The organism is Mesorhizobium sp. BHscii (genome assembly GCF_053848065.1).
Map to the genome: position 1 here is coordinate 38,406 of NZ_JBSPKW010000020.1, position 13,148 is coordinate 51,553.

At 62.6% G+C, this 13,148-nt stretch carries 13 protein-coding genes and 1 pseudogene; 6 read left to right on the forward strand and 8 right to left on the reverse strand.

Annotation, left to right across the window (positions count from 1 at the left end; genetic code table 11):
* Genes ACWTU7_RS23950 through ACWTU7_RS23960 form a run of 3 tightly spaced genes read left to right on the forward strand, consistent with a single transcriptional unit; the run spans position 1 to position 2,899 of the window.
* Positions 1-882, forward strand: coding sequence for an AAA family ATPase (locus ACWTU7_RS23950; RefSeq protein WP_455840615.1), 882 nt, complete (start codon positions 1-3; stop codon positions 880-882).
* Between the two features lie 53 nt (positions 883-935).
* Positions 936-2,012: a vWA domain-containing protein gene (locus ACWTU7_RS23955; RefSeq protein ID WP_455840646.1), complete on the forward strand. Its 1,077-nt coding sequence runs from the start codon at positions 936-938 to the stop codon at positions 2,010-2,012.
* Complete coding sequence (locus tag ACWTU7_RS23960; RefSeq protein WP_455840645.1) at positions 2,012-2,899, forward strand: amidohydrolase family protein; 888 nt, start codon at positions 2,012-2,014, stop codon at positions 2,897-2,899. The genes ACWTU7_RS23955 and ACWTU7_RS23960 overlap by 1 nt, the downstream gene beginning before the upstream one ends.
* 7 nt (positions 2,900-2,906) lie before the next feature.
* On the opposite strand, the gene ACWTU7_RS23965 is transcribed toward ACWTU7_RS23960, so the two are convergent.
* The gene (locus ACWTU7_RS23965) at positions 2,907-3,152 is read right to left on the reverse strand and encodes a CFI-box-CTERM domain-containing protein (protein ID WP_455846548.1); all 246 of its coding nucleotides are present in this window, start codon (positions 3,150-3,152) and stop codon (positions 2,907-2,909) included.
* A gap of 104 nt (positions 3,153-3,256) precedes the next feature.
* On the opposite strand from ACWTU7_RS23965, the gene ACWTU7_RS23970 reads away from it, so the two are divergent.
* Positions 3,257-4,114, forward strand: coding sequence for a hypothetical protein (locus tag ACWTU7_RS23970; protein WP_455840614.1), 858 nt, complete (start codon positions 3,257-3,259; stop codon positions 4,112-4,114).
* 102 nt (positions 4,115-4,216) lie between these two features.
* Here the strand turns inward: ACWTU7_RS23970 and ACWTU7_RS23975 are convergent.
* Positions 4,217-4,855 (reverse strand): annotated as a pseudogene (locus tag ACWTU7_RS23975) (MFS transporter); the annotation flags it as partial.
* A 247-nt stretch (positions 4,856-5,102) separates the two neighbouring features.
* Here ACWTU7_RS23975 and ACWTU7_RS23980 point away from each other — a divergent pair.
* Entirely contained in the window at positions 5,103-6,104 is a 1,002-nt protein-coding gene (locus tag ACWTU7_RS23980; RefSeq protein WP_455840613.1) for an ornithine cyclodeaminase family protein, read from the forward strand.
* Complete coding sequence (locus tag ACWTU7_RS23985) at positions 6,101-7,582, forward strand: HAL/PAL/TAL family ammonia-lyase (protein WP_455840612.1); 1,482 nt, start codon at positions 6,101-6,103, stop codon at positions 7,580-7,582. Before ACWTU7_RS23980 ends, ACWTU7_RS23985 begins: the two co-directional genes overlap by 4 nt.
* A 59-nt stretch (positions 7,583-7,641) precedes the next feature.
* On the opposite strand, the gene ACWTU7_RS23990 is transcribed toward ACWTU7_RS23985, so the two are convergent.
* The 6 genes from ACWTU7_RS23990 to ACWTU7_RS24015 form a co-directional block, all read right to left on the reverse strand.
* Positions 7,642-8,442, reverse strand: a complete 801-nt coding sequence (locus tag ACWTU7_RS23990; protein ID WP_455840611.1) for a 3-methyl-2-oxobutanoate hydroxymethyltransferase — start codon at positions 8,440-8,442, stop codon at positions 7,642-7,644.
* A gap of 137 nt (positions 8,443-8,579) precedes the next feature.
* The gene (locus ACWTU7_RS23995; RefSeq protein WP_287335829.1) at positions 8,580-8,891 is read right to left on the reverse strand and encodes a MocE family 2Fe-2S type ferredoxin; all 312 of its coding nucleotides are present in this window, start codon (positions 8,889-8,891) and stop codon (positions 8,580-8,582) included.
* Between the two features lie 44 nt (positions 8,892-8,935).
* Positions 8,936-10,024 carry a fatty acid desaturase family protein gene (locus ACWTU7_RS24000; RefSeq protein WP_455840610.1) on the reverse strand — a complete coding sequence of 363 codons (1,089 nt, stop codon included), beginning with the start codon at positions 10,022-10,024 and terminating at the stop codon, positions 8,936-8,938.
* An 88-nt stretch (positions 10,025-10,112) separates the two neighbouring features.
* Complete coding sequence (locus tag ACWTU7_RS24005) at positions 10,113-11,297, reverse strand: aldose 1-epimerase family protein (protein WP_455840609.1); 1,185 nt, start codon at positions 11,295-11,297, stop codon at positions 10,113-10,115.
* Between the two features lie 16 nt (positions 11,298-11,313).
* Positions 11,314-12,096 (reverse strand): ATP-binding cassette domain-containing protein, encoded by a 783-nt coding sequence (locus ACWTU7_RS24010; RefSeq protein WP_166488118.1) that lies wholly within the window; start codon positions 12,094-12,096, stop codon positions 11,314-11,316.
* The gene (locus ACWTU7_RS24015; RefSeq protein WP_240992770.1) at positions 12,093-13,097 is read right to left on the reverse strand and encodes an ABC transporter permease; all 1,005 of its coding nucleotides are present in this window, start codon (positions 13,095-13,097) and stop codon (positions 12,093-12,095) included. The genes ACWTU7_RS24010 and ACWTU7_RS24015 overlap by 4 nt, the downstream gene beginning before the upstream one ends.
* Between the last annotated feature and the right edge of the window lie 51 nt (positions 13,098-13,148).

Consider the following 13,148-nt stretch of genomic DNA (forward strand, 5'->3'; position numbering starts at 1 on the left):
ATGCCCAAGAGAAGCGCCGAGACTGTCGCGACCTCGCCGGAGGCGGTGGCGTCGCACCTCGCCGCCTCGCGCTATCTGGCCGATGAAAGCCTGGCGACTGCCGTCTTCCTGGCGATCCGGCTGGGCAAGCCGCTGCTGCTCGAAGGCTCGCCGGGCGTCGGCAAGACGGAAGCGGCCAAGGCGATAGCTGAAGTGCTCGGGCGCGACCTCGTGCGGCTGCAATGCTATGAAGGCATCGACGCCGCGCATGCGCTCTACGAATGGAACTACCAGCGCCAGCTGCTCGCCATCCGCCATGCCGGCGAGCATGAGGTCGACATCTATGACGACCGTTTCCTGATCGCGCGGCCGCTGCTGCAGGTGCTGAAGGCGCCGGAAAAGCGCGTGCTGCTGGTCGACGAGATCGACCGTTCCGATCATGAGTTCGAAGCGCTGCTGCTGGAGTTTCTTTCCGATTTCCAGATCAGCATTCCTGAGAGAGGCACCATCCGCGCGACGGCGCAGCCGATCGTCATGCTGACCTCGAACCGCACCCGCGAATTGGCGGAAGCGCTGCGGCGCCGCTGCGTCTACCACTGGATCACCTATCCCGACGCCGAGCGCGAGGCCGCCATCATCATGCTGCGCGCCGGCGATGTCGCCGAGGCGACCGCACGCGCCGTGGCTTTTGCCGTGCGCGACGTCCGCGCCCGTCCGTTGGCCAAGCCGCCCGGCATCGCCGAGGCGGTCGAATGGGCCAACGCCGCGACAATCCTCGAAAAAGGCGGCAGCCCGTGGCCGGAAGCTTTTCGCCGCGCCATCGGCGTGCTGATTAAGGACGAGGAAGACCTGTCCTATATCGCCCCCGAGCTTGGCCGGATCGTCGAGGAGGCACTGGCGTGAGCGCCGCGGCCTTGCCCCGGGCGGCAGCACCCTTGCTCGGCTTCGGCCGGCTGCTGCGCCGCTTCGGCTTTTTGATCGCTCCAGAGCAAATCTCCGGCTTCATGCAAGCCGTGACGCTGCTTGGACCGCGCTCGATGATTGATATCCACGAAGCGGCGCTTGCCACGCTGGCGCCGCCGCCGGACCGCCGCGACGAATTCGAGGCGCATTTCCAAAGCCATTTCTACGGCAACATGGCTGCCCTCGTCGAGGGCGAGGCCGACGAGGAAACCCGCATCAAGGATGACGGCGGCGCCAGCGACGAGGAGAATGAGGTGGCGCGCCAGGAGGAAGGCGGCGAGCTATCGTCCGGCGCCGAACAGTTGAGCGCCCGCGACTTCCGGCGCGACGGCGACGGGCTTGCCTCCTTCCGCCGGAAGCTCGCTGCAGCCTTGCCCGTCCGCCGCTCCTTCCGCACCGTGCGCACGCACGCGCGCGGCAAGCTCGATCTGCGCCGTTCGCTGCGCGAAATCGTCAGTGCCGATGGCGACATACCGTCGCCGCTGCTGCGCCGCCGGCAGACCGTGCCGCGCAAGCTGCTGATCCTGATCGATGTGTCAGGCTCGATGAAGCTCTACACATCGGATTATCTCAAGCTGGCGCATGCGGCGGTGCAAGGTGCGGGCCGGGCTGAAATTTTCACCTTCGGCACGCGGCTGACCCGCATCACAGCGGCGCTGCGCATTCGCGACCGAGACCAGGCTCTGGCCCACGTGGCAGCACTGGTCGACGACTGGGACGGCGGCACCCGCATGGGACCGACGCTGCTCGCCTTCCTGTCTGTGCCGCGCTTTTCCGCTTTCGCGCGCGGGGCGGCGGTGGTCATCCTGTCCGACGCGCTGGAGCGCGGCGATCACGCCGAACTGGAAATGGCGATACGCCGGCTGAGCGCACGCGCCTTCCGTCTTTCGCTGGGGACGCCGCTGGCCGGCGATCCGCGTTTCCAGCCGGCAACGGCAGCGCTTCGCGCCATCCTGCCGGTGCTCGACGATCTGATCGATGGTTCGTCCATCGCCGGTCTCACCGATTTCATCCTGTCGCTCGCCCGCCCTGCCCCAGCGGCCGCAGCCATCTGGAAAAGGGTCTCATGATGCAGAAGGCGATCGACGCACACTTCCACATCTGGCGCCAAAAGGATCAGCCATGGCTGGTCGGCCCGATGGTGCCGCGCATCTTCGGACCCTATGAACCGATCCGCCGCGACTATCCGATCGAGGAATTCCTGGCCGATCAGCAAGGCTCAGGCGTCGAGAAGGCGGTCTATGTCCAGACCAACTGGGCCAAGGAAGATTTCGAGACCGAGGTCGCCTTCCTGCAGAAGACAGCCGACGAGACCGGCTGGCCGCATGCCATCGTCGGCTATGCCGACATGACGGCGGACGATATCAGGCCCCAGATCGACCGGCTGATCAAGTACCCCCTGCTGCGCGGCGTGCGAATGCAGCTGCACTGGCATGAAACGCCCGCCTTCCGCTTCGCCGCCTCGGCCGATCAGGTGATCGACCCGAAAGTGCGGGCCAATGTGGCGCGGCTGAAAGGCTACGGCCTGTCCTTCGATCTGCAGCTTTTCCCCGCCCAGATGAAGGACGGGCTGACACTTGTCGGCGAGAATCCTGAGACCAATTTCATCCTCACCCATGCCGGCATGCTGACCGATATGTCGCCGGAAACCACGGAAGCCTGGAAAACCGGTCTGCGCACGCTTTCGGCGGCGCCCAACCTCTATGCCAAGTTGTCCGGCCTCGGCACCTTCATCCATCGCAACGACCCGGCGCTGATCGCCTATATCTTCGACAATGCTATCGACATCCTCGGCAGCGACCGGCTGATGTTCGGTTCGAACTTCCCGATCGAGAAACTGTGGACCAGCCACGCGGAACTGATCAAGGCGCACCGTGCGGCAGTGGCGAAGCACGGCGCGGCCGCCGAGGCGGACATCTTTTGGAACACTGCGGACAAGATATACCGGCCCGTGTGAGCGGACACTAAAGAAATTTGCCGATGACAGTGAACAGCCGTCTCGATCCGCTTCTAAGAATGGGGCTGCCGACGAGCAGCCTTGCCGCCGCTGGGCTGAAAAAGTAATAAATACGGGTAATAAACCTTCCGAGCGGATTGGAAAGCAATCTGACGTCTCTAAACCGCAGAAACTTCTGTAACGTTTCGCCTCGGTACTCCCCATTTAGAGCGGTTGCCACAAAGCAAAACTTGACAGTCTCTACGTCTTTCACCCCATCCCCTCCTCGTAAGATCGATATCCCCAGACTTTCAGGCTTGAATGATACGGGCAGTGGCGTGATAGTCAACGGTAATACACTGCATCACGGGGGACGGTATGCGGGTGATTCTTGTCGCACTGTTCTTGATTCTAGTTTTGCAAATTGCCGCCGCTGATCCACCCCAACATTCTTCATTCGCGACAGAAAACGGAGACGATAAATCACCAGAAGAGCAAGTTGTTCAAACTCAGGCCGCCAAACAGATCCCAGTAGACGCGAACTCGGCTTCCCCAACTAGTTCGACCACAGAAGAACATATTCTCGGCTCCGCTAAGCACGACGAGCCAACAAACAACGGCGTTTTTTGGGGGGATGGACTTGCCCAATGGCTGATGGCCGTCACCGGCATGATAGCCGCGCTAATCAGCGGTTGGGCCGTTTGGCTCTTGCGGGCGACGCTCCTAGCTACCAACAAGACTGCCGAGGCGGCCTCTGACAATACTCGGGCCTTGGTTGCTGCCGAGCGCCCGCATGTCCGACTCTTCCGAACAATCAAGCGAGTTAACAAAAGTGGCGAGGTCATTGCCGTTGACGGGGTTAATTTCAGAAATTACGGACGAACTCCAGCTTTGGTCAAAAGTCTCGCCATTGAATACGTTCTGGCGCAAAAACCACCCTCCCCATATGATTGCAAAACGAGAAGATCGTATCCAGACGACTCCGTCATGGCCCAAGACGAAGGATGGCCCAGGAATCACTATGTTCCCCAGATGGACAACCGGCCAAAACTAAGTGAACTTCTGCCTAGCCATGGAAAGAACGGTTTGCGGCTTTTTGTATACGGCGAAATTATCTATTCAGACGCATTTGGAGAAGAGAGAAGGACTGGCTTCTGTAGAGAGTTCGATGGCAGAAATTTTACCTATAATCAGAGCGACATAAACGCCGACAAATGTTTGAACTATGCAACGTGATACCTGCTTCAGCAGGCATTCCAGTTCCATAATATTTAGTTCCTTCGCTGGCACCGACCTGCGAAGCGGGTGGCATTTTCTGACGCAGGATTTTCGATTTCGGTTCCGCGGAAGATCGCCTGAGACCTCGGCGCCCGCAGATGGCGGCAGCGCCAGGAAGCGGAACGAGGCCGCGAGCCCGATTGTGCCGATCGCCAGAAAGGCGAGGCGGAAGTCGACCAGGTCGAGCGCCGGCCCGCCTCTCGCGATTTCCGATAGGTTGATCAGCGCCGCCGCGACCGCCACGCCGAACAGCATCGCTACTTGCTGCAGCATGCTGGACAGCGTCGCCGCCGAGCTGCGCTGCGCCGAATCGATATCGGCGAAGGCCAGCGTGTTGAGTGCGGTGAACTGCATCGAATGCGTCAGTCCGGCAATCAGCGTCAGCACCACCACCAGCGCTTGTGGGGTCTGCGGCGATATCGCTGCGCAGGCCATGATCGACAGCCATGCGATCACGCCGTTGACGACCAGGACCGAACGGAAACCAAAGCGCCTCAGTGTCGGCGTCGTCACCGTCTTCATCCCGAGATTGCCGAGGAAATAGGCGAGGATCAGCATGCCGGCATCGACGGGTCTCAGGCCGAAGCCGACCTGGAACAGCAGCGGCAACAGGAATGGCGTGGCGTTGATGGCGACCCGGAAAATGGTGCCGGCCGACAGCGTCGAGAGGGCGAAAGTCTGCACCTTGAATGCCGTGAGGAAGGCTTTGTTTTCGGGCATGGCGGTCATGCGCAGAACTGTACGAAAGTTTTTCCCGCGCCACTGGGAACCAGGCAACTTGTCCGGCAAATCGATGACGCACCGGTTTGAACAGCATTTGGGCGGCGCCGTCCAGATATGGACCAACAAACTTTCGTGTCATATCGCGACCTGCTATGCGATGACTGAATCTCGCCACCGACCAGCTTTTGAACTTCTCGCCTCTTCTGATCAGGACTGTGTGCGCATGAAGCCCATCTACATCGGTTATCTCAACGCCCTCGACATCGAAGCCCTTGATATGGTCGATGCGGAAATCATCGATGCGGTCGAGGGCGGGCTGGTGGCGCAGGGCAACGGCCAGACGGTGATCGAGCCGCGCGTCCATCTCGAGCCGGACCCGTCCTTCAACGGCCATTTCAATGTCCTGCGCGGCTACGTCGCGCCGCTCGATGCGGCGGGCGTCAAGATCGTCGGCGATTATGTCGACAATTACCTGCACGGCCTGCCATCGGAATTCGGCATCCTCAACCTGTTCGATCCGCGCACCGGCACGCCGCGCGCCATCCTCGACGCCACCGTCATCACCGACATGCGCACCGGTGCCGTCACCGCCATTGGCGCAAAACATCTGGCAAAAAAGACGTCGAAGATCCTCGGCCATATTGGCGCGCGGGGCACCGCCTACTGGAACGTGCGCCTGCTCGACCATCTCTTCGACTTCGAAGAGATCCGCGTGCATTCGCGTCGGCCGGAAAGCCGCGACGGCTTTGCCGCCAAGCTGTCCGCCGATCTCGGCAAGAAGGTCATGGCGGTCGCCGACTGGCGCGCCTGCGTCGAGGGCGCCGACATCGTCGTCGAGGCCTCGCGGCTGCCGGAACCGCAGCCGCTGCTGAAGACCGCATGGATCAAGCCCGGCGGGCTGGTGATGCCCTACGGCACGATGAGCGCGGTGGAGCTGTCGTTGACCGACATCATGGCAAAGATCGTCGTCGACGACTGGGGCCAATGCAAGGGGGGCAAATTCGGCTCACTGCGCGCCCATGTCGAGACCGGACGCCTGAGCGAGCAGACGCTGCACGCCGAACTTGGCCAGATCGCCGCCGGCCTCAAGCCGGGGCGCCAGAGCGACGACGAGACGATCCTGTTCTGGCATCGCGGCCTGTCGCTCTCAGATATCGCGCTGGGTAAGGCGATGCTGGCCAAGGCGCAGGCGCAAGGCATCGGCCAGCGGCTGCGTTTCGCATGAGCGCGCTTGTCCTCACCGGAACGGGCGTCAGCATCGAGGACGTCGCGGCGGTTGCCCGCGCCGGACGTAAGGTTGAGGTAGCCCCCGCGGTCATGGAGAGGCTGGACAGAGCGCGAAAAGTGCTCGACCGCGCCGCCGCTTCTGGCCAGCCGATCTATGGACTCAATACCGGTCTCGGCGCCAATCTCGGCACGTCGGTCAGCGGCGACGCCAGCGCCTTCCAGCATCAGTTGCTGGAAGGACGCAGCGGCGCCGTGGGTGACGCGCTGCCACAAGACATCGTGCGGGCGACGATGCTTGCCCGCACCGCGATGTTTTCGGCCGGCGGCTCGGGCATTTCATCAGAGGTTTTCCTCGCACTCATCGGCGTGCTCAATGCCGGCGTGCATCCGGTGATGCCGTCGCTGGGCTCGATCGGCGACAGCGACCTGGTGCTGATGGCAACGCTCGGTCGCATGCTGACCGGCGACGGCGAAGCCGACTTTCAGGGCCGGCGCATGCCGGGGGCCAAGGCGCTTGCGATGGCCCGCCTCGCCCCCGTCAGCCTCGCCCCCAAGGACGGGCTGTCGCTGATAAGCGCCTCGGCGGTGTCCGCCGGCAGCGGTGCGCTGGCAGCGGCTGACGCGTTGTCCGCCTTCGCACAACAACAGCAGGCGGGCGCGCTGACCATTGAAGGCATCGGCGCCAACCAGACGATCCTCGATCGGCGCCTGCAGGCGGCGCGACCGGCCGCTGGCCAGCAGCAGGCCGCGCAAGGCTTGCGCGGCCTGCTGGCACGCGACAAGGCGCCGACGCCGGCGACCTTGCAAGACCCGCTGTCGATCCGTTGCATGCCGTCGATCCATGGCGCGCTGTTGCAGGCAATCGATCAGGCCAGGCAAGCTGTCGAGATCGAGCTCAACGCCGCCGCCGACAACCCGCTGGTGCTGGGCGACGACGACACGGTGCTGTCGACCGGCAATTTTCACACCCCGTCGCTGTCGCTTGCCTTCGAGACGCTCAGTCTTGCCATCGCTCAATGTGCGGCCGCCTGTGCTGCCCGCTTCATCCAGCTTACCGGCTCAGGCCGCAACGGCCTGCCCAAATATCTGTCGCCGGTCGGCGGCGCTTCGGCCGGCTTCGTGCCGCTGCAAAAGACAGTAAGTGCTATTCTCGCCGCCATCCGCCACAAGGCCAACCCGGTGATGCTCGACTTCCTGCAGGTCTCGGAGGGCGTTGAGGACCATGCGACGCAAGCACCGCTGGCCGTTTCGAAATGCGCCGACATGATCGTGCTGTGGCGGCGGCTGATCGCCTTCGAGCTGATGGCCGCCGCGCAGGCCGTCGACCTGCGCGACGGGCTGACGCTGGCGCCGGGCACAGCGGGAATTCACGCAGCCGTGCGTGCCCTCGTCGCGCCGCTTAGGGAAGACAGGGCGCTCGGTATTGACGCGGAGGCGCTTTACGCTGCGCTGGCTACCGGAACATGGCTGCCATAGCGCCGGCCGTCGCATATGCCGGCTGACGATATTGTCGAGCAGGTCCTAGCCGACGCGTTTCATCCGGCGTCGATCTTCTCCATGAACAGACCGAGTTGGTCCGGGTCCATATGCACCACGTGCTTGTCTTCGGGATAGGCCAGGCTGTTCACGTCGGCGACATATTCGGAAAATGCGGCGATGCGTTCCGCCTGCAGGCGGTCATATTCGGCGGCGAAATTGCGGTAGACTTTGGAGTGGCGCGGCATGTGGCCACGGTTCTGGCCAAGGATATCGTCGGCGAACAAATATTGCGCGTCGCAGCCGGTGCCCGCCCCCATCGACAGCATGATCAGCGAGGTCCGCTCCGAAATCGCATTGGCCACCTCGACCGGCACCACTTCGATCTCGGCGCCGACCGCGCCTGCGGCCTCGTACTGCTTGACTGCCTCGAAAATCTGCATGGCGCTGTCGGCGGTCTTGCCGACAGCCTTGAAGCCGCCGGTCCAGGTGGCGCGCGACGGGATCAGTCCGACATGGCCGATCACCGGGATATTGTCATCGGCCAGCCGTTTGACAGTTGCAAAGCCGGCGCTGCAATAGACCGCGTCGGCGCTCGCCTTGTAGAGCCGGAACGCCCAGCGGACGAAGTCGTCGGCTGTGCCGATCTCGTAGAAATTGTCGCCCGGCATGGTGAACAGGCTGGGTGCGGCATCGCGGTATTGCGGGTTGAGCACCAGCTCCGGCGGCACCGAGACGATGTCGACCCCGGCTCTTTCGGCTGCCTCGGCCTCGTCCATCGTCAACACGCGCAGCATGGTCAATTGCCGCTTGCCCTTCATGGCGCGCAGATCGGCGATCGTGGGTCTTTTACGGCTCATCGATTTTGGTCCCCTTGTTGCGTGTATTGAAGGTCGGTCAGGCTTCAATTTGCATGATCTTTTCCGAACCGAAGGTCAGCGCAGCAAAAGCCGGTCCCCCTTTTCGCTGACGCGGACCTCCGGTTCGGGATCATACGCTATATCTGGATCATCACTTTGCCAGCCTCGACCTTGACCGGATAGGTCTGCAGATTGACACAGACGGGAGCCCCCTTGGCCTGGCCGGTTTTGTAATTGAAGCGGCCATTGTGCTTGGGGCATTCGATGATGTCGTCCATGACAAGCCCGTCGGCCAGATGGGCCTTCTCATGCGTACAAAACCCGTCGGTGGCGAAGAATTCGTCATCAGGGGAACGGTAGATCGCGAAGGTGCGGCCGCTATGGTCGAAGCGGATGACATCCTCTTCTTCGACATCGTCCACGGCGCACGCTTCGACCCAATCGGCCATCTCTGTTTCTCCTGAAATTTCTGTATTGCGGCAGTGCCCAGTGCCTATTCCGCGGCCGCCGACATGTTCACCTCGTGGAACTCGCCACGATAGGGCCGCGCCGTCGGCGGCAGTTCGCGCTTGAGGAAATAGTCCTCGTACTTGAGCTGCCTGAGCAGGACCGGCCAGACCTCGCGATAGGCATGCCACATCGACGGGTTCGGCTCAGGCAAATCGTGCTTGATCAATTCGTGCAGCCTGGGCAGCGCGTGATAGGGCACCATCGGGAACATGTGATGCTCCACATGGTAGTTCATGTTCCAGTAGATGAACCGGCTGATCGGGTTCATGTAGACGGTACGGGTGTTGAGCCGGTGGTCGACCACATTGTCGGCCAGGCCGATGTGCTGCAGCAGGCCGGTCAGCACCATGTGCCAGGTGCCGTACAGGCGCGGCACCCCGATCAGCACCAGCGGCAGCCATGACCACGTGTAAAGAGCGACCGCGATGGTCGCGATGTAGATCGCGATATGCCAGCGCGCGGCGATGACGGCCTTGTGCTGTTCCATCTCGGGAACGTAGCTTTTCTCGTCGGGCGTCAGTTTGCCGAACGCTTGGCGTACCAGCGCCGGAAGCGAGTAGCGAAAATCGAGGATACCGGTGAAAGCGAGTGCGGTGCGCAGCAGGTCCGGCGGGCGCATCACGGCGATCTCGGCATCGCGTCCGACAATGATGGTGTCGGTGTGGTGGCGGGCATGGCTCCAGCGCCAGGTCACCGGATTGCGCATCAGCATGAAGCTGGCGATCTGGTAGACCACATCATTCATCCAGCGCGTTCGGAAGGCAGTGCCATGACCACATTCGTGCCAGCGCGAGTCGCTGGAGGAGCCGTAGAGCACGCCATAGACGAAGAAGAACGGCACGCACCACCAGGTGCCCCAGAAATAAATGCCGCCGGCAGCTGAACCCAGGATGGCGACGATCCAGATGATCGTGTCGCGGATCGCCGGGCCATCCGACCGTTGCATCAACTCCTTGATCGCCTTGCGGGAGACGTCGGTGTGATACCACTCGGCCGAAGCCAGCCCCGTCTCGATCGCCCTGCGTGTGCTCTCGCCGACCAGGCTGTAGTCGCGCTTCACTGTGCCAGCCATTGTGACCTCCAAATCCTGATGGCCCGAGAGCCCTCCCCGCTCCGACCGGACTCAGCCTCCCAACTGGTGTTTCGCATCCTCTTCGCCATCATCGCGACCTGCCTCCGAGCACCGGAAAATTGCCCGACGGCACCGGATAATCCTGTTGCGGCTGCCGGGCGATCGCTGCGATCCGGCTTTCAGCGGCAGCGATGTCGCCGGTGCCATCGAGAACCCGGAACACCGCATTGTATGAGCGGCTCTCGCCATGCTCCAGCCAGATCATCTCGCCGCGTTCTCGGGCCGCCAGATTGCCGAGCACATGATGCGTCGACGGCTCGATGCCCAGCGCATAGTGCCCTGCCTGGAAATTCTGCCACTCATAGGCACAAGGCAACTGATCCTTGCGGGTCACGACTTCCAGCCCAAGGCCAAGCCGGTCGTTGACCACCGCCACCGGCACTTCCCCGGCGCCGTTAGCGCCAAGCTCGTGCTGCCAGACCTGCTCTTTGAAACCTAATTGCGGCGCCGGCACTGTGCGGTAGCCGACCTTCTGCGCCTCGTAGCGCTCGCCGGCATGCCCGGCCCACACAACGTCACGGATCGGCGCCAGATAGCGGGATCCCTCGTCGAGCACCGGATGGCTGACATTGATGTGGTAGAAATACATATGCGGCGTCCGGCTGAACCCGTGATTGACGACCCGGTCCGAAAGCCGGATCTCGTTGCCGCCGACATCGGCTTCGATCCGCCGCAGCAGATGCAAATCCTCGCCGAACACAGTCGATTGCTGGACGATGCCTTCGGCCCACAGCACGCAGCGGTCGCCGTCCCAGGTCTCGCCGTAACCGGTCAGGCGCGCCGGAATGGTGCTGATGCGGCCATGCAGCGAATGGCGCACCGTTTTCTTCGGCGGATAATTGTAGCTGTCGGCGGGAACCTCGTTCATGAACAATATATGGTCGAGACCGCAGGTCAGCAGCAGGCCCGAGAAGGAACGCGCCCAGGCCAGCCCCTCCTCGCCTTCGTACTCATGCAGACCGGGATGGCGAAAGCCGCTCGGCGAATGCCAGCCGATCGCCTGGCCCTTGAAGTCGCAATCGGCGATATCGAGCGCCCGATCGACCAGCGCGGTGAAACGCAGGCCGGAGCCGGTGCGGAATTCGAGCATGCGGATGCCGCGCTCCACGCCGTCGCCAAGTGTCATCAGCCGCACGCCGGCGAATTGCGACAGCATGCCGGACCGTTCCGAAACCTGCCGGCGCGACAGCGTCTTGCCGTAAAGCTCTACCATGTGACGGCCAGTTCCTTCACTTCGCTCTCGTCTCCTTGAGCAGGGCCGACATATCGGCGCCGGTAATGATGCTTTCCACCGTCAACAGATCGGTATCGGCGACCGTCTGCTCGGCGACGATCTCGCCGCGGCGCATGACGATGATGCGGTCGGCGACCTGAAAGACGTGATGGATGTTGTGGGTGATCAAAAGCACCGAATGGCCGGCCGCGCGCACCTCCTTGACGAAGCGCAGCACGCCGTGTGTTTCCTCGACGCCGAGATTATTGGTCGGCTCGTCGAGGATGATGACCTTGGCGGCGAACTGCATCGCCCGCGAAATGGCGATCGACTGGCGCTCGCCGCCCGAAAGCGTGCTGACCAGCGCATCGGCGTCGAGCTTTTTCGAAATGCCGACGCGCTTCAGCAGCGCCGCGGCGGCGTCGCGCAGCTTGGCGAGATCGAGCGGCGCGAACACGCCCAGCCATTTCAGATTGACCGGCTCGCGACCGAGAAAGAGATTGCGCGCGATGCTCAGGTCCGGCGCCAGCGACGTGTCCTGGTGGATGGTCTCGATGCCGAGATCCATCGCGTCGCGCGTCGAGCGGATCGAGACTTTCTGGCCGCGCACATAGATGTCGCCGCGGTCGACGGGAAACACGCCGGAGATCGCCTTGATGAGGGTGGATTTGCCGGCGCCGTTGTCGCCGAGCAAGGCCACCACTTCACCTTCATTGAGTGCGAACGATGCGCTCTTCAGGGCGCGGACGCTGCCGAAGGACTTTTGCAGATTCTGCAACCGAAGCACTTCCATTGTCAGCTCCTGGCGGCGTTCTTCTGCAGCAAAGCATGCAGGATGAGCATGGCAAGGATGATGACGCCGACGAAGATGTTGTAGGCGAGCCCCGGCACGCCGATCAGCACGATGCCGTTGCGGATGCTGCGCAGCATCAGCGCGCCGACGATCGTGCCCAGGATCGTGCCGCGCCCGCCGGTCAGCGCCGTGCCGCCGACCACCACCATGGCGATCACTTCAAGTTCATAACCGGTGCCGGCCACCGGCGAGGCGGCAGAGATGCGGAAGGCGCTGATCATGCCGGCGAGACCGGCCAGCGCGGACGTCAGGATGAACAGCCAGACCTTGACCGCATCGGCCGGCACGCCGCGCGCCACGGCAGCGTTACGGTTCGAGCCGATGGCGCTTATCCAGTTGCCGAGCTTGGCGTAGTGCAGGACGTAGATCGCCAGCAGCGACAGGCCGATGAACCACCACAAGGATGTATAGAAACGGAACGTTCCGATATTGAAGCTGCCGGCCAGCAGCGTCACGAAAAAGCCTGGCTGGTCCCAGGATTTCAGCGGAAAGCCTTGCGTGATGTAGAGCGCAGCTCCGCGCACCACGAGCAGCATCGACAGCGTGACCAGGAAGGAGGAGATGCCGATCTTGGTGACGATCAGCCCGTTGACCGCACCGATCGCTATGCAGAGCAGCAGGCCGACAAGCAGGGCGATGCCGATGTCAAACCCGCCGTTCTGCACCAGAAGCATGACCACGACCGGTGCCAACCCGAACACGGCTCCGACCGAAAGGTCGAACTCGCCCGCAGTGAGAAGCAGCGTCATGCCGAGCGCGATGATGCCGAGTTCGGGCAGGAACGCCATCATGTTGGAGATGTTGAGCGGCGACAGGAAGTTGGCATCGGCAACGGCGAACACCGCCAGCAGGACAATCAGGATGACGAGCGAAGAGAATTGCGGCGAGCGGATCAGGCTCGACCTGCGTTTGGAGCGCGGCATTTCCTCTTCTGCGGCGATTGTCATGACTGCTTGGACCATATCTCAGGGTGACGCCCGCCGCCTGCGCGGCGGACG